This is a genomic window from Mucilaginibacter aureus (assembly GCF_053514885.1).
This window is the reverse complement of record NZ_CP170601.1, coordinates 5,115,679-5,136,692: the sequence shown is the minus strand read 5'-3', so window position 1 is coordinate 5,136,692 and position 21,014 is coordinate 5,115,679. Positions and strand designations below refer to the sequence as shown.

The 21,014-nt window shown below is 42.3% G+C and carries 22 protein-coding genes; 12 read left to right on the top strand and 10 right to left on the bottom strand.

The annotated features are described in order from the left end of the window. Nucleotides 1–181: 181 nt before the first annotated feature. The gene (gene mqnC / locus ACFGVR_RS22080; protein ID WP_448699810.1) at nucleotides 182–1,306 is read right to left on the bottom strand and encodes a cyclic dehypoxanthinyl futalosine synthase; all 1,125 of its coding nucleotides are present in this window, start codon (nucleotides 1,304–1,306) and stop codon (nucleotides 182–184) included. Between the two features lie 72 nt (nucleotides 1,307–1,378). Then, complete coding sequence (locus ACFGVR_RS22075; RefSeq protein WP_448699809.1) at nucleotides 1,379–2,278, bottom strand: DnaJ C-terminal domain-containing protein; 900 nt, start codon at nucleotides 2,276–2,278, stop codon at nucleotides 1,379–1,381. Between the two features lie 222 nt (nucleotides 2,279–2,500). On the opposite strand from ACFGVR_RS22075, the gene kaiC reads away from it, so the two are divergent. The 6 genes from kaiC to ACFGVR_RS22045 all read left to right on the top strand — a co-directional run bounded on the left by kaiC (nucleotide 2,501) and on the right by ACFGVR_RS22045 (nucleotide 8,815). Beyond that, nucleotides 2,501–4,213: a circadian clock protein KaiC gene (gene kaiC / locus ACFGVR_RS22070; RefSeq protein WP_448699807.1), complete on the top strand. Its 1,713-nt coding sequence runs from the start codon at nucleotides 2,501–2,503 to the stop codon at nucleotides 4,211–4,213. Nucleotides 4,214–4,220: 7 nt separating this feature from the next. Then, nucleotides 4,221–4,511: a circadian clock KaiB family protein gene (locus ACFGVR_RS22065; protein ID WP_448699806.1), complete on the top strand. Its 291-nt coding sequence runs from the start codon at nucleotides 4,221–4,223 to the stop codon at nucleotides 4,509–4,511. 10 nt (nucleotides 4,512–4,521) lie between these two features. After that, complete coding sequence (locus tag ACFGVR_RS22060) at nucleotides 4,522–4,857, top strand: circadian clock KaiB family protein (RefSeq protein WP_448699805.1); 336 nt, start codon at nucleotides 4,522–4,524, stop codon at nucleotides 4,855–4,857. Further along, nucleotides 4,857–6,524, top strand: coding sequence for a PAS domain-containing sensor histidine kinase (locus ACFGVR_RS22055; RefSeq protein ID WP_448699804.1), 1,668 nt, complete (start codon nucleotides 4,857–4,859; stop codon nucleotides 6,522–6,524). The genes ACFGVR_RS22060 and ACFGVR_RS22055 overlap by 1 nt, the downstream gene beginning before the upstream one ends. A 188-nt stretch (nucleotides 6,525–6,712) precedes the next feature. Beyond that, nucleotides 6,713–7,210, top strand: a complete 498-nt coding sequence (locus ACFGVR_RS22050; protein WP_448699803.1) for a hypothetical protein — start codon at nucleotides 6,713–6,715, stop codon at nucleotides 7,208–7,210. A gap of 99 nt (nucleotides 7,211–7,309) precedes the next feature. Then, nucleotides 7,310–8,815 carry an ATP-binding cassette domain-containing protein gene (locus ACFGVR_RS22045; protein ID WP_448699802.1) on the top strand — a complete coding sequence of 502 codons (1,506 nt, stop codon included), beginning with the start codon at nucleotides 7,310–7,312 and terminating at the stop codon, nucleotides 8,813–8,815. Here the strand turns inward: ACFGVR_RS22045 and ACFGVR_RS22040 are convergent. Further along, entirely contained in the window at nucleotides 8,812–9,780 is a 969-nt protein-coding gene (locus tag ACFGVR_RS22040) for a helix-turn-helix transcriptional regulator (protein ID WP_448699801.1), read from the bottom strand. The genes ACFGVR_RS22045 and ACFGVR_RS22040 overlap by 4 nt on opposite strands. An 84-nt stretch (nucleotides 9,781–9,864) precedes the next feature. On the opposite strand from ACFGVR_RS22040, the gene ACFGVR_RS22035 reads away from it, so the two are divergent. Both ACFGVR_RS22035 and ACFGVR_RS22030 read left to right on the top strand, forming a co-directional pair. Continuing rightward, the gene (locus ACFGVR_RS22035) at nucleotides 9,865–10,080 is read left to right on the top strand and encodes a hypothetical protein (RefSeq protein WP_448699799.1); all 216 of its coding nucleotides are present in this window, start codon (nucleotides 9,865–9,867) and stop codon (nucleotides 10,078–10,080) included. A gap of 35 nt (nucleotides 10,081–10,115) precedes the next feature. Further along, a complete protein-coding gene (locus tag ACFGVR_RS22030; RefSeq protein ID WP_448699798.1) occupies nucleotides 10,116–10,400 on the top strand; it encodes a GNAT family N-acetyltransferase in 285 nt (94 codons plus the stop codon). Between the two features lie 21 nt (nucleotides 10,401–10,421). Here the strand turns inward: ACFGVR_RS22030 and ACFGVR_RS22025 are convergent, their stop codons facing one another. After that, the gene (locus ACFGVR_RS22025; protein WP_448699797.1) at nucleotides 10,422–11,099 is read right to left on the bottom strand and encodes an NAD-dependent epimerase/dehydratase family protein; all 678 of its coding nucleotides are present in this window, start codon (nucleotides 11,097–11,099) and stop codon (nucleotides 10,422–10,424) included. Nucleotides 11,100–11,217: 118 nt separating this feature from the next. Here ACFGVR_RS22025 and ACFGVR_RS22020 point away from each other — a divergent pair, with 118 nt between their 5' ends. The 3 genes from ACFGVR_RS22020 (at nucleotide 11,218) to ACFGVR_RS22010 (ending at nucleotide 13,142) form a co-directional block, all read left to right on the top strand. Next, a complete protein-coding gene (locus ACFGVR_RS22020) occupies nucleotides 11,218–12,051 on the top strand; it encodes a ThuA domain-containing protein (RefSeq protein ID WP_448699796.1) in 834 nt (277 codons plus the stop codon). A gap of 1 nt (nucleotide 12,052) precedes the next feature. Further along, nucleotides 12,053–12,880 (top strand): alpha/beta hydrolase, encoded by an 828-nt coding sequence (locus ACFGVR_RS22015; RefSeq protein ID WP_448699795.1) that lies wholly within the window; start codon nucleotides 12,053–12,055, stop codon nucleotides 12,878–12,880. A gap of 103 nt (nucleotides 12,881–12,983) precedes the next feature. Continuing rightward, nucleotides 12,984–13,142, top strand: a complete 159-nt coding sequence (locus ACFGVR_RS22010; RefSeq protein ID WP_448699793.1) for a hypothetical protein — start codon at nucleotides 12,984–12,986, stop codon at nucleotides 13,140–13,142. 36 nt (nucleotides 13,143–13,178) lie between these two features. Here ACFGVR_RS22010 and ACFGVR_RS22005 read toward each other — a convergent pair whose 3' ends face one another. The 5 genes from ACFGVR_RS22005 to ACFGVR_RS21985 form a co-directional block, all read right to left on the bottom strand. Further along, complete coding sequence (locus tag ACFGVR_RS22005; RefSeq protein WP_448699791.1) at nucleotides 13,179–13,898, bottom strand: DUF4397 domain-containing protein; 720 nt, start codon at nucleotides 13,896–13,898, stop codon at nucleotides 13,179–13,181. Nucleotides 13,899–13,987: 89 nt separating this feature from the next. Continuing rightward, entirely contained in the window at nucleotides 13,988–14,914 is a 927-nt protein-coding gene (locus ACFGVR_RS22000) for an aspartate carbamoyltransferase catalytic subunit (RefSeq protein WP_448699790.1), read from the bottom strand. A gap of 102 nt (nucleotides 14,915–15,016) precedes the next feature. Continuing rightward, nucleotides 15,017–15,562: a bifunctional pyr operon transcriptional regulator/uracil phosphoribosyltransferase PyrR gene (pyrR, locus tag ACFGVR_RS21995; RefSeq protein ID WP_448699789.1), complete on the bottom strand. Its 546-nt coding sequence runs from the start codon at nucleotides 15,560–15,562 to the stop codon at nucleotides 15,017–15,019. A gap of 418 nt (nucleotides 15,563–15,980) precedes the next feature. After that, on the bottom strand, nucleotides 15,981–17,966 hold the full coding sequence (rpsA, locus tag ACFGVR_RS21990; RefSeq protein WP_448699788.1) for a 30S ribosomal protein S1: 1,986 nt from the start codon (nucleotides 17,964–17,966) through the stop codon (nucleotides 15,981–15,983). Between the two features lie 185 nt (nucleotides 17,967–18,151). Then, complete coding sequence (locus tag ACFGVR_RS21985; RefSeq protein WP_448699787.1) at nucleotides 18,152–18,820, bottom strand: ACP phosphodiesterase; 669 nt, start codon at nucleotides 18,818–18,820, stop codon at nucleotides 18,152–18,154. Nucleotides 18,821–18,937: 117 nt separating this feature from the next. Here ACFGVR_RS21985 and tyrS point away from each other — a divergent pair, with 117 nt between their 5' ends. Beyond that, nucleotides 18,938–20,227, top strand: coding sequence for a tyrosine--tRNA ligase (gene tyrS, locus ACFGVR_RS21980; protein ID WP_448699786.1), 1,290 nt, complete (start codon nucleotides 18,938–18,940; stop codon nucleotides 20,225–20,227). A 115-nt stretch (nucleotides 20,228–20,342) separates the two neighbouring features. On the opposite strand, the gene ACFGVR_RS21975 is transcribed toward tyrS, so the two are convergent. After that, complete coding sequence (locus ACFGVR_RS21975) at nucleotides 20,343–21,005, bottom strand: PH domain-containing protein (RefSeq protein ID WP_448699785.1); 663 nt, start codon at nucleotides 21,003–21,005, stop codon at nucleotides 20,343–20,345. Nucleotides 21,006–21,014 lie beyond the last annotated feature (9 nt).

Here is a 21,014-nt window from a genome sequence, read left to right as displayed (position 1 = left end):
TTGCGGAATTGGCAAAAAACTCATGGAATTAAAGGGCTTTAATGCGTTTTTGAAAATGGCACGGGCTTTGACTAACCTGTTACAAGTCTTTTTACTTAAAGACAGTTTTTCATAGGTAGATGTAATAGCCGGGAACTGCGAGAGTAACCGGCTATTTTTTTGTATTTTATCGGTATGGAAATTAATAGTTGATAACCTGCTCTTCTATTTGTGCAGGTAACTCGCGCCACTCGTATTTTTGATTACGCATTTGAGGCTCAAAACCTGCGTCGCGTATTGAATCCTGGATGCCTTTTGCAGTAAACCGGTGTGGTGCACCTGCAGCCGATACTACGTTTTCTTCGATCATGATCGAACCAAAATCATTAGCGCCGGCATGTAAACATATTTGTGCCACCTGTTTACCTACCGTTAACCACGATGCCTGTATATTTTTGATATTAGGCAGCATAATACGGCTCATGGCAATCATGCGGATATATTCGTCGCCGCTAACATTATTGGTTATGCCGCGCACTTTGCGGAGTAATGTGCCGTCATCCTGAAAAGGCCATGGTATAAATGCCACAAAGCCATAATTGCCTTCGGGCCTTTCGGCCTGCACTTCGCGTATCCAAACCAAATGCTCAAAACGCTCTTCAAGCGTTTCAACATGTCCAAACATCATAGTAGCCGATGTTGGCAGGTTTAACTGATGTGCGGCACGCATTACATCCAGCCACTCTTTACCACCGCATTTGCCCTTTGATATAAGCCTGCGTACCCGGTCGTTCAAAATTTCGGCACCTGCACCTGGCAACGAATCTAAACCGGCCTCTTTTAATGCTTTAAGTACATCATAGTGGCTCATGCCTTCCAGTTTGGCAACGTGCGCAATTTCGGGAGGCCCTAACGAGTGTAACTTTAAGGTAGGATATAATTCTTTTAATTGTTTAAACAGATCGGCATAGAATTTTAAACCCAGATCGGGATGGTGCCCGCCTTGTAGCAACAACTGGTCGCCACCATAACGAAAGGTTTCTTCTATCTTTTGTTTATAGGTTTCAATGTCGGTAATGTAGCTATCCTCGTGGCCGGGCCTGCGGAAAAAGTTACAGAATTTGCAGTTGGCAATACAAACGTTGGTGGTGTTTACATTGCGGTCTATTTGCCAGGTAACCTTGCCATGGGGTACCTGTATTTTCCTCAATTCGTTAGCTACATACATCAAATCGGGTGTTGATGCGTGCTGGTATAAAAACAATCCCTCTTCAATACTTAAAAACTCAAAGTTGAGGGCTCGTTTTAACAGGTCGGCTGTATTCATATTACAAAGATACGTACTATGCTGATTGGTTGTTTGTGCTAACCGGTAAGAATTGACAATGCCGTGAAACATTTATTTCTTCAGTTCATTTAGTTTGGTAAATAATTCCTTTTCCTCGTCCGACAGATGTTTAGGCACGTGCAATACCATACGCACATAAGCATCGCCGCGCTCATCAGTTTTGCCAAACACAGGCATGCCCATCCCTTTTAAACGGAGTGTTTTGTGGCTGTCGGTTCCTGCAGGGATGCTCATGGTAACAGCCTTATCAATACCCTGTACAGTAACCTTGCCGCCTAATACGGCAGTGTAAATATCCAGGGGCTGATCGAAGTAAAGGTCGTTGCCTTTAACCTCATAACGCGGGTTAGCTGCAATGTTCACGGTAATAAGCAAGTCGCCGTTATCGCCACCAAAATAACCTGGTGCGCCCTTGCCTTTTAATCGCAAAACCTGTCCCTGGCCGGTTCCGGGTTTAAATTTTAAATTGAGTTTAGCACCGTTAAGTGTTACCTGCTTTGATGTACCGTGAAACGACTCGTCCAGCGTAAGTGTAATGGTAGCCTCCTGGTTTTCGCCTTTTTGGGGCCGTGAGCTGCGCTGGCGCGCGCCGCCAAAACCTGCACCGCTGCCAAATATTGATTCGAAAAAGCTGGAGAATTGTCCGCCATCGCCATAAAATTCTTCGGTGCTGAAACCCCGGCCACCACCCCTGTTTTGATTGGCATATTGCTGATACTGCTGGTTTTGTTGCCAGTTTTCACCAAGCTCATCGTATTTTCTGCGTTTATCGGCGTCGCTTAAAACCTCATTGGCTTCATTAGCTTCCTTAAATTTATCTTCGGCCACCTTATCGCCGGGGTTTTTATCGGGATGATATTTTACAGCAAGCTTGCGATATGCTTTTTTTATCTCGTCGGCCGAAGCTGTTTTTTTGACGCCTAAAATTTTATAATAGTCCTTATAGTCCACTGTAGCTGATGTTAAAATTGTAATATCAAATTTACATATAACATTCAACAAAGTTTGCCGGCTTATGTTATTGGTTACTTTAACATTACAATTATTGTAAAAAGTTGAAGTGTTGAAAATAAATCTTAAACAAAATATTGAGTTTTCGGTTAAGTTGTATTGAAATTTTGCAAGTTTATTTTCTTGTATATATTTAAAAAATTAATTATTAAGTAATATTATATGAATAAGGTAGGTAGTGTTTACCATTTGCCCAAAACACCGACAGGAATAACCGGTTTAGACCAGATAACAGGAGGTGGTATTCCGAAAGGGAGACCCACTTTAATTTGCGGAGAAGCAGGGAGTGGCAAAACACTCATGTCGATTGAGTTTATTGTACGGGGAGCTGTTGAATACAATGAGCCCGGAGTTTTTATGGCGTTTGAAGAAAAAGCCGAAGAGCTGGAGATGAATGTGGCATCGTTAGGTTTTGATCTGAAGAAGCTGCAGGAAGAAAAAAAGATCAGGATAGACCACGTTCATATCGAAATGAGCGAGATAGAAGAAACCGGTGAATATGATCTGGATGGTTTATTTATCCGTTTGGGTCATGCCATTGATAGTATAGGAGCAAAGAGGGTAGTTTTAGATACCATCGAAAACCTTTTTTCGGGGTTAACCAATCAAAGTATTTTGCGTGCCGAGTTACGCAGGCTGTTTCATTGGCTTAAAGATAAAGGCGTTACCGCGATAATAACCGGTGAGCGTGGCGAAGGGCACTTAACCCGCCAGGGCCTTGAAGAATATGTTTCGGATTGTGTTATCCTATTGGATCACCGGATCATTAATCAAATATCAACCCGCAGGTTGCGAATAGTTAAATATCGCGGCAGTGTGCACGGTACTAACGAATATCCGTTTTTAATTGATGAAGATGGTATTTCGGTATTACCGGTAACTTCGCTTACGCTCGAGAAACCGGTACTGTCTGACAGGGTATCATCGGGTATACCGGCATTAGATAATATGCTGGATAAACGCGGATTTTTTAAAGGCAGCAGCGTACTGGTATCGGGTACAGCGGGTACTGGTAAAACAAGTATAGCAGCTTATTTTGCAAGTGAAACCTGCAGCCGGGGCGAAAAATGTATCTATTTTGCATTCGAGGAGTCGCCACAGCAGATCATCAGGAACATGCGTTCAATTAATGTCGATCTGCAGCAATATATTGATAAAGGCTTGTTGAAATTTCACGCCTCGCGCCCAACTATGCACGGCCTTGAAATGCATCTGGTAAGCCTGTATAAAGAAATTAAAAGGTTTAAACCAACAGCGGTAGTGCTTGATCCGATAACCAACCTGGTTACCATAGGTTCGGTAAGCGAAGTAAAATCGATGCTCATCAGGCTGATAGATTTTTTACAGGAAGAGCAAATTACGGTGATGTTTACAGCACTTACTTTAAACAGCATAGTTACCGAACAGACAGACGAAGGTGTATCATCGTTAGTGGATGCCTGGTTGCTGGTGCGCGATATTGAATATAACGGTGAACGTAACCGCGGTATGTATATCATGAAATCGCGCGGGATGAAACACTCAAACCAGGTGCGCGAGTTTGTGATCACCGATAAGGGTCTCGATCTGGTGGATGTGTTCTTAGGCCCGGAGGGTGTGTTAATAGGTTCGGCACGCGAGGCTGAATTATTAAAGGAGAAAACCAACGAGGTGATCAAAAATAACGCGGTATCAACTAAAGACCGTGAAATAAACCGCAAGCGCAAGGTGTTGGAGGCTAAGATAGCAAACCTTCAGTCGGAATTTGAATCGGTTGAAGAGGAACTGAATAAAGTATATGTTGAAGAACAACTAAAGCAGGATATTTTGGAGAAGAACAGAAAAGATCTTACTGAAATAAGGCGAGGTAATACTGGCAGTATTTCTGAGAAATAATAAATTTATGACAGAAGAGACAGATAAAAAATGGGAACTGAGGCTTTATGTTGCAGGTAAAACTGCGAAATCGGTTACGGCCTTACAAAACCTTAAAAAATATTGCGAAGAGCATTTGCAGGGCCAATACCATATTGAGGTTATTGACCTGCTGGTAAATCCGCAACTTGCCGAAGGTGACCAGATACTGGCTATCCCTACATTGGTGCGTAAAGTGCCTGAACCGATACGTAAAATTATTGGCGACCTATCGAACGAAGAAAAAGTATTGGTGGGACTGAACATCAGGCCGCTATAAAGCAACTATAATGAACGAACAGCACGTAGTGCCCGAAAATGAAAATTATGATAACAATGGGGATGAGCAAAAGCACATCCTTAGGTTGTTTGTTACCGGTGCATCGCCAAACTCGATACGCGCTATAACAAACACAAAAAATATTTGCGAAAAGTATTTGAACGGTAAATACGAATTGGAGATAATTGATGTTCACCAGCAGCCGTTGATCGCGGCAAGCGAAGATTTGATTGCCATACCGATGCTGATGCGCAAATTTCCGGCGCCCGAAAGACGGATGATAGGAGACATGTCGGACACTAATAAAGTATTACGGGGGCTGGGAATAAAGAATTTGGAGGAGTAATGGAAGAGCCATTGATACCATATAATAAACTTTACAGCGAAAACCAGGAATTAAAGTACCAACTGGAAGAAGCTAACGAAACCATAGACGCTATTAGGAACGGGAGGGTTGATGCGCTTGTTGTTAAAGATGACGGCGGCGAAAATCAGCTATATACTTTAAAGAGTGCCGATCAGACCTATCGTGTTTTCATCGAAAAAATGGCCGAAGGCGCTGTTACTCTGAACGAAGATGGCATTATATTATACAGCAATTCGCGTTTTGCACGGATGCTTGATACCTCTCTGGAAAAAGTGATAGGGGCAACTTTTAGTGATTTTGTTAATGGTGATTTTAAAAGGCAATTTGACAAACTATTTGACAAAGGGTGGCAGGTTGATTGTAAAGACGAGATATTACTGAATACAGCGAGTGATAACGTGAAACCCTATTTACTATCGTGTACCACCCTTGAGCTGGATGAAGGCACGGCGTTGAGTATCATTGTTACCGATCTGTCGGCACAAAAAGAAACCCAGCAGCAATTAAAGATAAAGAACGATCAGCTTGAAGAGGCACGCAGCGCTACTGAAAAACTGAATAATGAGTTAGAAACATCAGTTAAAGAGCGCACTCAAGAGCTTTTTGCCAGTCGGGAGCACTTTAAATTTTTGGCCAATAACATCCCGCAGATGATATGGACCAATTTGCCCGATGGCAGGGTGAATTTTAATAATCAGCAATGGTACGAGTATACAGGTTTAAGTATTGATGAATCGTCAAACTTTACCTGGCAATTGGTTATTCATCCTGATGATGTAGACGAAACTATCAAACGATATAAAACGGCCCTGCAAACAGGTAATATTTTTGAGATTGAGAACAGGTACAAAAGAGGAGTTGATGGTTCTTACCGCTGGCACTTAAACCGGGGCATACCATTGCACGATGAGTTGGGTGAAATTATATTGTGGGTAGGTACGGCTACCGATATTGAGGACCAGAAGCGGGCAATGGAGAAAAAAGATGAGTTTATAGGTATTGCAAGTCACGAGCTTAAAACTCCTTTAACCAGTTTAAAGGGGTATTTGCAGATCATCGGTAATTATAAAGACCAGGCCATCCCGCAACCAATTAAGTTATTTATTAATAAAGCTACCGAAGCCGTTAACAAACTGCAATACCTGGTTAACGACCTGTTGGATGTAAGCAAGATCAACGCAGGCAGGCTTGAATACCAGATGAGTAAGGTGAACGTGCAAAGTTTGATCAATGCCTGTTTTGATAATTCGCGCCATATTTACCCTCACCATCAAATTGAAAAGAAAGACATAGGTGACGCGTTTGTGAAGGGAAACGCAGAGCGCCTGGAACAGGTATTGATGAACTTTATCAGTAATGCTGTTAAATACTCACAAAATAATAAACACATTGTTATTGACACGCAATGCCAATACGGGCATGTGCGTATATCGGTAACAGATTTTGGTATCGGTTTATCAGACGCCCAAAAGGAAAAAATATTTGAACGTTTTTACCGGGTGGAGGATAAAAAGTTTTTAGCAAGTGGCCTTGGAATGGGGCTTTATATCTGTTCTGAAATCATCAAGGCACATGATGGTAATATAGGTGTGATCAGCGAATTTGGTAAAGGATCAACCTTTTATTTTGATCTGCCGTTGTTATAATAAACCCGAAAAAATATTTCCTATAAGTGCAAACCAATAACTTAGGTTCGGTTTTTAATTATATTTTTGCACCCTATTAGGTGACAGCTATGTAGTTACTAAAATAACCATGGTTTGGGTAAACCAAAGTGTTTTTGTTACCGTATACCGTTACATCATACTCTAATTGATTAAAACTTGCTGGCTTGATGAAAAGATACTTTTACCCTGTTATACTATTTACTTTAATAACCATTGTTTACAATTGCACATTAAAAACCACCAGGCGAAACCTGATCAAAATATACCCGCTTAGTCCGTATACAGATAGTGTTAAATTTGATAAAGACGAAGATGTGGGCAAAGAACGAAAAAACGGGATAAAAATTAAATACTACATTATTAACGAAAATGTAGATTATAGCGAGTTAACTAAAGACAGGATAAAAGATTTCATCCGCGACTCGCTGCATAACGAGCTAAAGCGATACCCGGCAATATATTTTACGTTTTACAAAAAAGGTTCGGGCCTAGATCGTGATTTTCAGCAAGCCGCGGGTAATATGTTGGTTAGTAACTTTAAGGACAATAAATTTGCCGAGTTTGAATACATTAACGGGCAACTGTTCAATTTTGATTTTTATAAAAACGGGGTTTATTATGAGCCGCCGGTAATTAACGAGGAATCAAATTCGAACGCTAATTAATTAACCAAAATACAAAGGGGACGTAATTAAAATACAAGCCCTTTTTTTATGCCCTGTTATTAAAAAAATATAGTTTAGCGGCCTTGTAAACACGCTGCCATGAACACGCCCTTGCTATCCATACAAAACATCACCGTACGCTATCTTGATCAAACACTTTTTACCGATCTTAACTTTACTATAAACCATGGCGAACATTGGGCACTGGTAGGCGAGAGTGGATCGGGTAAGAGCGCATTACTGCAAACCATTGCCGGTAAATTTAACGCGGTTGGCGGCAGTATTCATCACTATTATTTTGAAGAGATGCTGGGCGAAAACCCCGACAATAATGCATACCTCACTCATCATAAGCTGATCGCGCTGGTATCGCCGAAGCATAGTTTTCGTAACCTGTCAAACACTACTGATTTTTATTATCAGCAGCGTTTTAATTCGTCCGATTCGGAAGATGCGCCGACAGTTGAGGTTTACCTTAGCGGGATTGAGCCTGCCTTACATACACCGCAGGTTTGGACACTTGAGCGGGTGATTGAAAGATTAAAATTACAGCACCTGCGGTATAAACAATTGATCAAGCTAAGTAATGGCGAAACTAAGCGATTGCTTATCGCTGCTGCATTGCTCAAACATCCTGCTTTATTATTGTTGGATAACCCATTAACAGGTTTAGATGTACAAAGCAGGGCGGAGTTTAGCGATATTATTAATGATATCACAGCTTCGGGAATTGCAATTGTGATGGCGACATCGCCAAACGAAATACCGGATGCCATTACTCACGTAGCTATTTTGCATAAAGGTAAGATCATTAATAGCGTAACCAAACCCAATTTTAAGCATAAGATGGTCAACATCCCGGAAACGGTGAATATCAATGTAGAGGAGTTGCAAAACCTGCTTTCGATAACGCCATATCAAACGTTTGAGCATATAGTAAAAATGGAGCAGGTAAGTATCAGATATGGCGAAAACCAGGTATTGGATAAGGTTGACTGGGCAATTAAACAAGGTGAACACTGGGCTTTACTTGGCGCGAATGGTGCAGGAAAATCTACCTTACTAAGCCTGATCAATGGCGATAACCCGCAGGCCTACGCTAATGATATTGTTTTGTTTGACCGTAAACGTGGTACCGGCGAAAGTATATGGGATATTAAAAATAAGATTGGTTTTGTATCGCCCGAACTGCACCAATACTTCCCGACAGACAATACCTGCCTGCAGGTTATTGAATCGGGCTTTTATGATACGCTGGGCTTATTCAGGCCCAGCCAGCCACAAAAGGCCGAAGTTGCCTTGCGTTGGATGAAATTACTGGAACTGGAAGCAGATGCGCGTAAGCCATTAAAAAGTGTATCGGCTAGTAAGCAGCGGTTGATATTGCTGGCAAGGGCACTGGTGAAAAATCCGCCGTTATTGATATTTGACGAGCCTTGCCAGGGATTAGACGCACATCAGCAGCAGCATTTTAAACATGTGGTTGATGCCATTTGTAGCCTGGGTAATACCACTTTGATTTATGTTACGCATTACCAGTACGAAATTCCGGATAGTGTTAATTTAGTTTTGAAATTGGATAAGGGCAAGGTTGTAAACAATTAACCCAGGGCCGAATTTTTTTCAAACTGCATATTAACTTTGGTAAGGATGCTTTCTATTTTATAGATGAGGTGATCGTTGCTTACAATTTCGGCATAGTCGGCAAACATCATATACCATCGTGCAAAGCCCTCTATGGATCCTGTTAAAAAAGTCATTTCTACCTTGTCGTCCACCTCTCTTTCGGATACAAAACCGCTGTAATACTTTTGCCCGCTAATAAAAGGGACGGCTTGCTTATCAATACGGATAATTACCGTTTGTAAATTTCGCGCTTCGGTAACTTTATCAAGGTGTTGTTTTAAGGTGGGATGCTCTTGCTTAAAAACGGTATCGGTAACAACCAAATCAGATATCCGGTCAATACGGAAATCGCGATAATCGTTTCGCAAGCGGCACCAGGCAATCAGGTGCCAAAAGTTATCCAGGTAAAAAATACCTACTGGCTCAACCAGCCGCTTTGTTTTTTGCTGACTGTGGTTAGCAAAGTATTGGATAGATAATACCTTTTTCTGCGATATCCCCTCAATCAAAATATCCTGAATAGGATTGATATCAAGGTTGGTGTGTTCCGTTTTTCTGCTTTTAACTACCTCTATATTGTTATCCAATTGCTCCAAAAAATCCTTTTCGGTAGCTTTTAGCACTGCCTTTATTTTATACATAGCCGAACTGTAGCTTGCGCCGCTTATGGTATCGGTTAGTTTATCCATAAACTTTTCGGCAGTTAAAAACGCAATAGCTTCTTCTTTGGTAAACATAACCGGCGGTAGCCTGTAGCCATCCATTATCGAGTAGCCAATGCCCGCTTCGCCTATGATGGGGATGCCGGCTTCTTCGAGTGTTTTAACATCCCGGTAAACGGTACGCAAACTAATGTTGAACCGCGAAGCGATATCATGCGCTTTAACAACCCGTTTTGATTGGAGTTGTATGAGGATTGCGGTTATACGGTCAATGCGGTTCATGATAATAAAACTAATAAATTAAAGCCTCACCACAATAAATTTTATCGATTTCCGTAGTCATAGTTTAACCCGGAATTATTTTGTATGATGAAAAAATTACCCTTCTTACTATTTGCAGGTATGCTTTTTACTATATTTTTATCGATAGCGGCCTGTACCAAAGTTAACAAAGACCAGCCTTGCGGTACTTATAATGGCACCAACCAAATATTGTATAAAGATAGTAACGGCAACTGTTATTACCTGGAAAACGAATCAGGTAAAAAGGTATCAGTGCCTAACTCAACCTGTAATTGCTAAGTTTATACCTTATATTTGGATTATAAACATCCGATATGAATTACGATAATACACCACTTATTGATAACGAGGCTATCCATAACTTTGAAATAACAGTTGAAGATCACCGTGCTTTTATCGATTATCTAAAAAAAGACGGCAAAATTTACCTGGTACATACCGAAGTGCCCGCTGAACTGGAAGGGAAAGGCGTAGCTGCTGCATTGGTTGAAAAAGTATTCAGATCTATTGAGGCCAAACATTTGAAAATAGTGCCGCTATGCCCGTATGTACAGCACTATTTAAAGCGCCATCCTGATTGGCAGCGTATAGTTGCCTGATAATACATGTGGCTTGCTTTTTTATTCGTGATATGCAGCCAGCTCTTTAATGTCTTTGATCTCCAATATCCGGGTTTTGTAACCGTAGATTGCCGAATTGATCATCGCCAATCCCAGCTCGGCAATGGTAGTGGCCATACCCAGTGCGCGGAGTAAAGGATACATCCAACCTAAATATTTATAAAACTTCAATACATTTTTTGCTCCTTTGGCGGGTTTCATCATCCCCGGGCGAAAGTTGTATTCCTGTTTAAAAGGCAGTTTAGCCAGGTCGTTTTCGGTTTTACCTTTAACACGTGCCCACATTATTTTGCCTTGCTCGGTGCTGTCGGTGCTGCCGCCCGATATATAACAGAAAGTCATACCGGGGTTTAACCTGCTTAAGGTTTGCGCTACGTGCATGGTTAAAGTATAGGTCATTTTATAATATTCAGGCTCTTTCATCCCGATAGAGGAAACACCGAGGCAAAAAAAACAGGCGTTATAACCGCTCAACTGATTTGCAACAGGCGAGATATCAAAAAAATCAGCATGAATGATCTCTTTAAGCTTAGGGTGTGTAACGCCGCAAGGTTTACGGTTGATCACCAAAACGGCTTCAACCTGTGCGTGTTGCAAACATTGCTGTAGCACGCCTTCGCCAACCATCCCGGTTGCACCGGTAACTATTACCCGTAATTTACTATCCAATTTTGCCATTGTTTTTTGTTTATAAACAAATGTAGTTTATTTGAGAATAGTAGGTTTTGTTGTATAGCTCAATTTTAAAATCCCGAAAGAATATTTAGTTTTATGTGCCATACCAATTGAAAACCTTATGCTCAAAAAAACAGTAACTGCCGCATTTACGCTTTTTACATTATGCCTTTTGTTTGCCGGTGCAGAGGCACAAAACAAACCTAAATTTCATGTCATAGGTTTTTATACTGCAAAAAGCGATCAGGCGCATATCAGCTTTGTGCATGAAGCCAATAAATGGTTTTCCGAAATGGCTAAGAAATATAATTTTACCTACGACTCGACCAATGTTTGGAGCAACCTCAATGCTGAGTATCTATCGCACTACCAGGTAGTATTGTTTTTAGATACCCGCCCCGAAGCGCCCGAACAACGCGAAGCCTTCAAAAAATATATGGAGAAGGGTGGAGGCTGGATAGGTTTTCACTTTTCGGCCTTTGCGCTTACGCCATCGGGCTATCCGCAAAACTGGGACTGGTACCATAACGAGTTTTTAGGCTCGGGACAGTACGGAAGTAATACCTGGCGGCCAACATCGGCTGTGCTGAAAGTTGAAGATGCATCCAACCCCATGATGAAAGATTTGCCTTCGACATTCAAATCGGCTCCAAACGAATGGTATCGCTGGGAAAAAGATTTGCGCAATGATCCGGATATCAAAATATTGCTGTCGATCGATCCGGCAAGTTTCCCGCTGGGCACAGGGCCAAAGCAAAGCGAGATATGGCACAGCGGCTATTACCCCGTGGCCTGGACAAATAAGAACTATAAAATGTTATACATCAATATGGGCCACAATGATATCGATTATGAGCACCATACCAATAAAGACCTGTCGCATACCCTGGAAAATGAATACGAAGACAAATTGATACTGAATGCCCTGTTTTGGATGGCAAAAGCTAAAATGTAAAATGAACAAATATCTTAAAATACTTACCCTGTTGTTTTTTGTTGCGTTTACACATGATGTAACCCTCGCGGCTACTGTTGATACCGTATCTACCTTTAGCGCAGCCATGAACAAGCAGATCAAAGCCGTGGTAGTTAAGCCAGATGCTTATGCTAAACTGAAAGGTATGCCCGTAGTTTACCTTTTGCATGGCGCTGGTGGCAATTATGCCAACTGGATAAATAACGTGCCGGAGATAAAAGATCTGGCCGACCTGTACCAGATGATCATTGTTTGCGCCGACGGCAACGTAACCAGCTGGTATTTTGACAGCCCGGTTGATAAGAACTGGCGCTACGAAACCTACGTAGCTACAGAGCTGGTTAACTGGATAGATGCGCATTACAAAACCAATAAAGACCGGTTGCAACGTGGTATTACAGGATTGAGCATGGGCGGGCATGGAGCCTTATACCTGTCGTTCAAACATCAGGACGTTTTTGGTGTTGCCGGTAGTACCAGCGGTGGTGTGGATTTCAGGCCGTTCCCTAAAAACTGGCGAATAGCTGAAAAGTTAGGCCCGTATGATGAAAATAAGGAACTATGGGATCAAAACACTGTTACCAATATGATTAACCTGTTAACGCCCGGTAAGTTAGCCCTGATTATTGATTGTGGCAGCGATGATTTTTTTTACAAGGTAAACTGCGAGTTTCATGATAAGCTGCTGGCTCAAAAGATCCCGCATGATTTTATCATCAGGCCCGGGGCACATAACTGGGCATATTGGTCAAACTCTATCAAATATCAGTTGTTATTTATGCACACCTGTTTTAGTAAGAAAGGTTAAAAAAAGGTTAAGTCAGGTTTAAATTTTGAGTTATTAAAACTATTAAAGTTTTGATGTGTTTTTTTGATAGTATATTGATTGTCAAAGAACTAATTAGCGAATTATGAGCCTTAATACTCCGGAAACAATTATTGTTATCGTTATCGCAGCGGCGATCATTATTTTTCTGATCTGGCGCAATCTCAAAGACGAAAAAGATATCGATCCTGAACTGACAGACGAACTGGAAAAAAGTAAAAAAAGGCAGGAGAACATTAAATAACATTCATCCTGCCATCGGGTCAGTCAATCAACAATATCAATTATTCACACTTACTTTTCCGCTGATTGCATAATCGCCTGTCCCGTCAACAAGGCCTTTAACCCACACTGTATAAATTCTGCCTGCGCTAATCGTTTCGGACGAAAGAGTTGTTATCGTACCCGTCTGATCAGCCTTTAGCTGAAACGTGTAAGTTCCTGGATCTATACTGGTAAATGCCGAAGCTGTTTTATAGCCCTGATTTGTAAACAAGGTTGCACCGTTTTGTATTGACAGATCGAACGGACCACCATCAGGGCTCAACTGGATAAACCTAACCTTGGCTTTTCCCAAAACAGGCGCCGAAAAGTCATCCTGTGTAAAGAAAAATGTTGGCGCACTGTTCAAGCCGGTAATGTAAAGCGAATAATAGCCGTTTGCAGCCAGGTTAAGCGTGTCGGTAGCAATAACATTGGTTGTACCGCCGGATGTTAAAGAGAACAAGCGTTTACCGGCATAAGCATTCAAATAACCTGTGCGCTGCCCGTATAGTAGGGGACTGCCGTTTACAAAGTTATTGCCTAAGGCAAAATTATAACTTGCCGAACCAGGAGAGGCGTTCACGACGTTAAGCTGTGCCACCGGTCCCGGGTCGTAATAATAATCGCCGTTATACTTGGTACACGATGCTAAAAATACTGCCGCGATCGCGACAAGCATAACCACTTTTAAAAAGCCGGCCGGCTTTTGCTGAGTTGTTTTTAAATCGAATTTCATAGTGTTTGTAGATATTTAATTAACTACAAGTTAAACGAAATGATAATTCGATTTATTGTGCGAGTTGCAGTTGTGGACTGATTGAGTACCTACTGCGTTTGCCCGGCCAGCAAATAAAGCACCGCCATACGAATAGCTACACCATTCTCCACCTGGTCGAGTATGATGGATTGTTTGCTGTCGGCAACGTCGCTGGTAATTTCAACGCCGCGGTTAATAGGGCCGGGGTGCATTACCGTTATCTCCTTATCAAGCGAATCGAGTATCTGCTTATTTAAGCCGTAAAGCATGGTGTATTCGCGTAACGAGGGAAAATACTTGATATCCTGGCGCTCCAGTTGTATGCGCAGCATGTTGGCTACATCGCACCAGTTAAGGGCTTTTACCAGGTTATGTTCAACCTTTACACCCAACGAGCCAATATATTTCGGTATCAGGGTAGTAGGGCCGCAAACCATTACTTCGGCGCCCAATTGTTTAAGGCAAAGTATGTTTGACAGGGCTACGCGCGAATGTAAGATATCACCCACGATCACTACCTTTTTGCCGGCAACCTCGCCATACTTTTCGCGGATCGAAAAAGCATCAAGCAGGGCCTGCGTAGGGTGTTCGTGAGCGCCATCACCCGCGTTTACGATCTGTGCCTTTACATGCTTTGACAGGAACACTCCTGCACCGGCGTAGGGGTGGCGCATTACCACCATATCCACTTTCATGGCCAGAATGTTATTTACCGTGTCGATCAGCGTTTCGCCTTTGCTAACCGATGATGACGATGCGGCAAAGTTTACAATATCCGCCGAAAGGCGCTTTTCTGCCAGTTCGAAGGATAAGCGTGTACGTGTAGAATTCTCGAAAAAGATATTGGCAATGGTTACATCGCGCAGCGACGGCACTTTTTTAATCGGGCGGTTCAATACATCCTTAAAAGTATCGGCAGTTTCAAATATCAGTTCAATATCCTGCTTGTTCAGATCTTTTATCCCAAGTAAATGTCGCGTGCTTAGAGTACCCATAGTTTTATTTCGAATGTGGAATTTCGAATTTTTTAAAAAGCCTTTTATTATTTATAAGATAAATTCGAAATTGAAAATTCGACATTCGAAATCACCTTTCTCTTACTTTACATCCGACAGCAACACCACCTTATCCTCGCCATCAGTCTCTTTCCAGCTTACCACTACTTTTTGCGAAGCTATCGAGTCAACCTCGATACCGATATAATCGGCAGCTACAGGTAAATGGCGTGAGTAACGTCTGTCAACCAAAACCAACAACTCAACCTTCTCGGGCCGGCCAAAAGCCAGCATGGCATCCATTGAAGCGCGGATGGTGCGGCCCGTCCACAGTACATCGTCCATCATGATCACCTTTTTTCCTTCCACAATAAAATCGATATGCGTGGAGTTTGGTACCAATGGCGATTCGCGGCGGCGAAAATCGTCCCTATAAAAGGTAATATCCAGGTCGCCCTGTAAAATGGTTTTGCCGGGTAATATCTTCCGCAATTCTTCGGCTATGCGTTTTGCTAAATAAATACCGCGCGGCTGTATGCCAATGATAACCGAATTTGAAAAATCGTTATGGTTTTCTATCAATTGCCGACACAAGCGTTGTATGGTGATCTGAAATTTTTGACCGTCGAGCAATGTTGAATTAAGCATCGTTTGGGTAGGTTTGGGCAAAGATAGAAATTAGATTTGAGTATTGAGATTTGCGTATTGAGATTTTTGAAAAATTTACCCATCACAGCGTTGATAAACTATACAGTTCGGCTATACCCAATTTCATTGCCAAATTCGCAACAAAAAATCCGGAAAGGTGGGTATTTGTCGGTATTTTTTAATAAAATATCGGTATGCTATTGCCAAGTTTGTAATGCTTTAAGCCTCGCGCTTTGCTTAAATATACGCAAATAATGAAGGATATGCAAGTTATATCAAAAGTGTGATTGCGAGGAACGAAGCAACCTCATTTCCCAATGTCGGTGCCTTCACCGACATTAACCCGTACAGCTTTTTACCGCACAAAAAAAGCCCCATCGTTACCGACGGGGCTTTGGGAGATTAAATTATTTAAAGCTTATTCAGCTTCTTCTGCTTCCTCAGCTTTTTTAGCAGCGGCTGGTGCTTTGCGCGCTTTGCTTTCGGCACCTTCCATTTGCTCTTTCAATTGTGCTAAAACGCTCAGATCACCTAAAGTTGATTTCTCAACCGAATCTTTCACTTTTTTCACAGCATTGGTAGCAGTTTTTGCTTCTTTTTTGCGGGTTTCAAACTCTTGTACTCTTGCTTCGGCACGGGCTTCTTCCCAGATGCGGGCGTGAGAGATCACAATACGTTTGTTTTCCTTGTTAAATTCAATGATCTTGAACTCAGCTGTATCGTCAGCTTTGATGCTCTTGCCATCTTCTTTAACCATGTGTTTGGTTGGCACAAAGCCTTCAACACCATAAGGTAAAGCAACTATCGCACCTTTATCGGTAACTTTCAATACAGTACCTTCGTGTATCGAGTCGATAGTGAAGATAGTTTCGAAAGTATCCCAAGGGTTTTCTTCCAGTTGTTTGTGGCCTAAGCTCAGTTTGCGGTTCTCAACGTCAAGTTCTAAAACAACCACGTCTAATTTTTCACCAACTTTAGTGAATTCGTTAGGGTGATTTACTTTTTTAGACCATGATAGGTCGCTGATGTGGATCAAACCGTCAATGCCGTCTTCCAGTTCAACAAACACACCAAAGTTGGTCATGTTTTTAACTGTAGCAACGTGTTTAGTACCGATTGCATATTTCTCGGCAGCATGTTGCCATGGATCAGGAGTTAATTGTTTAATACCTAAGCTCATTTTGCGGTCATCGCGGTCAAGTGTTAATACTTGAGCTTCAACCTCGTCGCCTACTTTCAGGAACTCCTGAGGGCTGCGCAGGTTTTGCGACCACGACATTTCTGAAACGTGGATCAAACCTTCAACACCTGGGATGATCTCTAAGAAAGCACCGTAATCAGCAACAGTTACGATACGGCCCTTAACTTTCGAACCAACCTGGATGCCTTCGTCAAGCGACTGCCAAGGGTGTGGAGTTAATTGTTTTAAACCTAAAGCAATACGTTTTTTCTCGTCATCAAAATCCAGAACAACAACGTTGATCTTTTGATCTAATGCCAATACTTCTTTCGGATGCTCTATGCGGCCCCAGCTAATGTCGGTAATGTGCAGTAAGCCGTCAACGCCACCCAAGTCGATGAATACACCGAAGTCGGTAATGTTTTTAACGGTACCTTCCAATACCTGACCTTTTTCAAGCTTGGCAACAATTTCAGTTTTTTGGTTTTCCAAATCGTCTTCAATCAGCACTTTGTGCGATACCACTACGTTTTTAAACTCGTGGTTGATCTTAACAACTTTGAATTCCATTGTTTTACCTACGTACACATCGTAATCGCGGATAGGTTTGATATCGATCTGCGAACCAGGTAAAAAGGCTTCTACGCCCATTATATCTACAATTAAACCACCTTTTGTACGGCTCTTCACAAAACCGGTGATGATCTCATCGTTATCTAAAGCACTGTTAATACGCTCCCATGATTTTTGAGTTTTAGCGCGTTTACGCGAAAGTACCAACTGGCCGTTAGCATCTTCCTGCGATTCAACAAACACGTCAACACTGTCACCCACTTTCAAATCAGGGGTATCACGGAATTCAGAAAGCGATACCAAACCGTCAGACTTAAAGCCGATGTTCAATACCACATCTTTGTTGTTGATGTTAACTACAACACCGCTGATGATCTCGCCTTTGTTGATAGAGCTGAATGTACCATCGTACATTTTTTCTAACTGCTCGCGATCAGAGTCACTGTAGTTACCAAATTTTTTGTCATCAGCATCCCAGTCAAAATCGCCAGGGGTAACTGCCGAAGTAACGGTTGCTTTTTTGATGTCTTCGATAGACAATGAATCAGCTTCTGACTCAATGCTCTCTTTTTCTTTAGGACTCGCGTTGATCGCGCCTAACTCGGCTTCTTTAGCCTTTAATTCTTTTTCTGCTTCTTGTTTTTTTGCCATTAAATAATTTGTCTCCTTTTCCCAATCCAATTGGGACTGCAAAGGTACGGATATATTTTAATCCAAAACAAATAATTTTTAATGTTATTGGCTGATTTTGAACGGGTTTTTTAAAAAGCAGTTGTAAAAATGCCGGCGCTATGCCTGTTACTAAATAAGCCCGAAAAGATAAATCTGATTAAAAGTTAATCCAGATAGCCCTCGATCTCATCAAATATCCCCATAAAATCCGGTAGTAACAGGGCGCGATAAGCTATTATCGCATCGGTTAGCATGGCTTCCTGTTCAGGGGTAAACGGATCTTTCCAAACCCGCATGCATATCCGTTTTAAAGCATAAGCCACCTGGCTTGCTTCGGCGTAGCTGTGTAAATAACGATGGTGTTTAAACTCGGCCCAGAATTTAAAGAACACATCGGGGTTATGTAGGTTGCTTACCGCCCAAAAGCTGTGCAGGTGCTCTTGCTTGGTATGATCTAAATGCTGATAAAACGCATCGATGCTAACTTTTTGGTTGGTGATAAGCAGATTATCTAAGATCAGCTCTAAAGCGATGTGCCCTAAAAAGAAAGGCTTTACAGGCGAACTTTGGGTTGCTGGTTTCAACGCTAATTTTAATTGGTGCGAGTGGTGGTTAAAAAAATCCGACGAGTGAAAATGACGGTCAACTTCCAAATGCCGCTTCCAGCCATCTAATAACGAATTGACATAAGGGTGCTCATGGCGCTCAATTTTTTCGGGGTGGACGTTGGCATTTTTATCGGCATTTTTAAGCAGGTCGGGCAATACCGTTCCGGTAACGTGATAGGAATCAGTATTATGCCTGTCGAAATAATAATGCGATAAAAAATTCATAGATGATGGTCGTCAACATGGGTAAGATACGTACATTTTATGAATTACATATGAAGAAGTGTTAGCGACCCGGTTTTTGTTTGATTCTTCTATATTTGCAGCCTCAATGTTTAAGATATGAATTTTGTTGAAGAACTACGCTGGCGGGGCATGCTGCACGATATTATGCCCGGAACCGAGGACCTGTTAAACAAAGGTATGGTATCAGGTTATATAGGTTTCGATCCTACTGCCGATTCGTTGCATGTGGGTAGCCTTGCGCAGATCATGACACTGATCCACTTTCAGCGTGCGGGCCATAAGCCTTATGCCCTGGTTGGCGGTGCTACCGGTATGGTTGGTGATCCGTCGGGTAAATCTGCCGAGCGTAATTTATTGTCCGAAGACGCTTTGCAGCATAACTTACGCGGCATCCAGAGCCAGCTCGAAAAGTTTTTGGATTTTGACTGCGGTGCCAACAGCGCCCAAATGGTTAACAATTACGATTGGTTTAAAAACTTTAACTTTTTGGATTTTATCCGCGATGTAGGTAAACACATCACCGTTAATTATATGATGGCGAAGGATTCGGTTAAAAACCGCATCAGCGGCGATACCGGTATGAGCTTTACCGAGTTTAGCTACCAACTGGTACAAGGCTATGATTTTTACTATCTGTGGAAACACCATAACTGTGCCCTGCAAATGGGCGGCTCTGACCAGTGGGGCAATATTGTCACCGGTACCGAGCTGATCCGCCGCAAAGGCGAAGGGCAGGGCGAAGCTTATGCTTTAACTACCCAGCTCATCAAAAAGAGCGATGGTACCAAGTTTGGTAAAACCGAAGGCGGCAACATCTGGCTCGATGCCGAAAAAACATCTCCATATCAGTTTTACCAGTTTTGGCTCAACGCAAGTGATGAGGATGCCAAAACCTATACCCGCATTTTTACCCTGTTTGATAAAGAGGTAATTGAACAACTGGAAACAGAGCACTTAACCGCGCCGCATCTGCGCGTACTGCAAAAAGCATTAGCTAAAGATATCACCATCCGTGTGCATGGTGAAGCTGCTTATGAAAAAGCGATCAAATCATCCGAGTTTTTATTCGGCAACACCGGCATTGAGTTTTTGAACGAGCTAAACGATAAAGAAGTGATCGGTTTGTTTGAAGGTGTACCTAATTATAATATTAGCCTGGCTGAGCTGAAAGAAGGTGTTAACGTTGTTGACCTGCTTGCCGCGAAGGCCGCCGTTTTCCCATCCAAAGGCGAAGCTAAAAAGATGATCCAAAGCGGGGGAGTAGCCATCAATAAAACAAAGGTAAACACGGTTGATGATATTTATAACGGCGACCACCTGATCAATGGTAAATTCATGGTAGCTCAAAAAGGTAAAAAGAATTACTTTTTGATCATCGCCGGATAATTTATTTTCCTACCCGTTGTCATCTCGAACGATAGTGAGAGATCTTCTGCTGCAGACAAGTATGGAAGCAGAGGATTTCTCCCTCCGGTCGAAATGACAATTAAATCTATAACTCTTAAAAATCATCCAGCAAATCCATCTTCTTACGGTTGTACTCGTCTTGCGATATCAACCCGTGGTCAAACAGTTTCTTTAGTTTTTGCAGTTTCTCGGTTAGCTCGTCGGGTTTGGCGGCCTCAACTACAGGCGCTTTAACAGGTTCTGGTTCCGGGGTATGTACCGGTGCAGGTGGCGGTGTTGGCGCCGCCGTGTGTGCAAAAGCTGCCGGGTTATCAAACTGCAACGCCCCCGATTCGGCACGTTTTTCTTCCAGTTCACGCAGGCGGCGGGCTTCGCGCTCATCCTCTTTACGGGCCTGGGCTATCTGGTATAGTTTACGGGCCTGTACCTTAGGCAGGTAATCAACACCCATTTCGGCTCCGTTGGCGGTTTTACAGCTAAATACGGCGCCTAAAATTTCTTCTTTTATCTGTACGTCAATAATGTCCTTCCAAACAAAGTCAACAAACTTCATGGATAAGCCAAGGTTTGCCGGGGTAAAAAACAGCAGGCGTTTGTTGGTCAGGGCCACACAATCGGGCAACACGTTAACAATAGGCTTTTTTTGTACGGCTATATATAATATTTCTTCACCCGTGGTTAACAGGTCAACCAGGCGCGAGTAAACTTTTTCAATCGCTTTTGGATCTTGCTGGTCGTTCAAAAATTTTTCTATCATCGTTATTCA

Coding starts and splice junctions, on each gene's coding strand:
- ACFGVR_RS22055 (WP_448699804.1), top strand. CDS start 4,857: ATGGAAGAGCCATTGATACCATATAATAAACTTTACAGCGAAAACCAG.
- ACFGVR_RS22060 (WP_448699805.1), top strand. CDS start 4,522: ATGAACGAACAGCACGTAGTGCCCGAAAATGAAAATTATGATAACAAT.
- ACFGVR_RS22040 (WP_448699801.1), bottom strand. CDS start 9,780: ATGAACCGCATTGACCGTATAACCGCAATCCTCATACAACTCCAATCA.
- tyrS (WP_448699786.1), top strand. CDS start 18,938: ATGAATTTTGTTGAAGAACTACGCTGGCGGGGCATGCTGCACGATATT.
- ACFGVR_RS22050 (WP_448699803.1), top strand. CDS start 6,713: ATGAAAAGATACTTTTACCCTGTTATACTATTTACTTTAATAACCATT.
- mqnC (WP_448699810.1), bottom strand. CDS start 1,306: ATGAATACAGCCGACCTGTTAAAACGAGCCCTCAACTTTGAGTTTTTA.
- ACFGVR_RS22000 (WP_448699790.1), bottom strand. CDS start 14,914: ATGGGTACTCTAAGCACGCGACATTTACTTGGGATAAAAGATCTGAAC.
- ACFGVR_RS22005 (WP_448699791.1), bottom strand. CDS start 13,898: ATGAAATTCGATTTAAAAACAACTCAGCAAAAGCCGGCCGGCTTTTTA.
- ACFGVR_RS21985 (WP_448699787.1), bottom strand. CDS start 18,820: ATGAATTTTTTATCGCATTATTATTTCGACAGGCATAATACTGATTCC.
- ACFGVR_RS21975 (WP_448699785.1), bottom strand. CDS start 21,005: ATGATAGAAAAATTTTTGAACGACCAGCAAGATCCAAAAGCGATTGAA.
- ACFGVR_RS22015 (WP_448699795.1), top strand. CDS start 12,053: ATGAACAAATATCTTAAAATACTTACCCTGTTGTTTTTTGTTGCGTTT.
- ACFGVR_RS22010 (WP_448699793.1), top strand. CDS start 12,984: ATGAGCCTTAATACTCCGGAAACAATTATTGTTATCGTTATCGCAGCG.
- ACFGVR_RS22030 (WP_448699798.1), top strand. CDS start 10,116: ATGAATTACGATAATACACCACTTATTGATAACGAGGCTATCCATAAC.
- ACFGVR_RS22035 (WP_448699799.1), top strand. CDS start 9,865: ATGATGAAAAAATTACCCTTCTTACTATTTGCAGGTATGCTTTTTACT.
- ACFGVR_RS22025 (WP_448699797.1), bottom strand. CDS start 11,099: ATGGCAAAATTGGATAGTAAATTACGGGTAATAGTTACCGGTGCAACC.
- ACFGVR_RS22020 (WP_448699796.1), top strand. CDS start 11,218: ATGCTCAAAAAAACAGTAACTGCCGCATTTACGCTTTTTACATTATGC.
- ACFGVR_RS22065 (WP_448699806.1), top strand. CDS start 4,221: ATGACAGAAGAGACAGATAAAAAATGGGAACTGAGGCTTTATGTTGCA.
- kaiC (WP_448699807.1), top strand. CDS start 2,501: ATGAATAAGGTAGGTAGTGTTTACCATTTGCCCAAAACACCGACAGGA.
- pyrR (WP_448699789.1), bottom strand. CDS start 15,562: ATGCTTAATTCAACATTGCTCGACGGTCAAAAATTTCAGATCACCATA.
- ACFGVR_RS22045 (WP_448699802.1), top strand. CDS start 7,310: ATGAACACGCCCTTGCTATCCATACAAAACATCACCGTACGCTATCTT.
- rpsA (WP_448699788.1), bottom strand. CDS start 17,966: ATGGCAAAAAAACAAGAAGCAGAAAAAGAATTAAAGGCTAAAGAAGCC.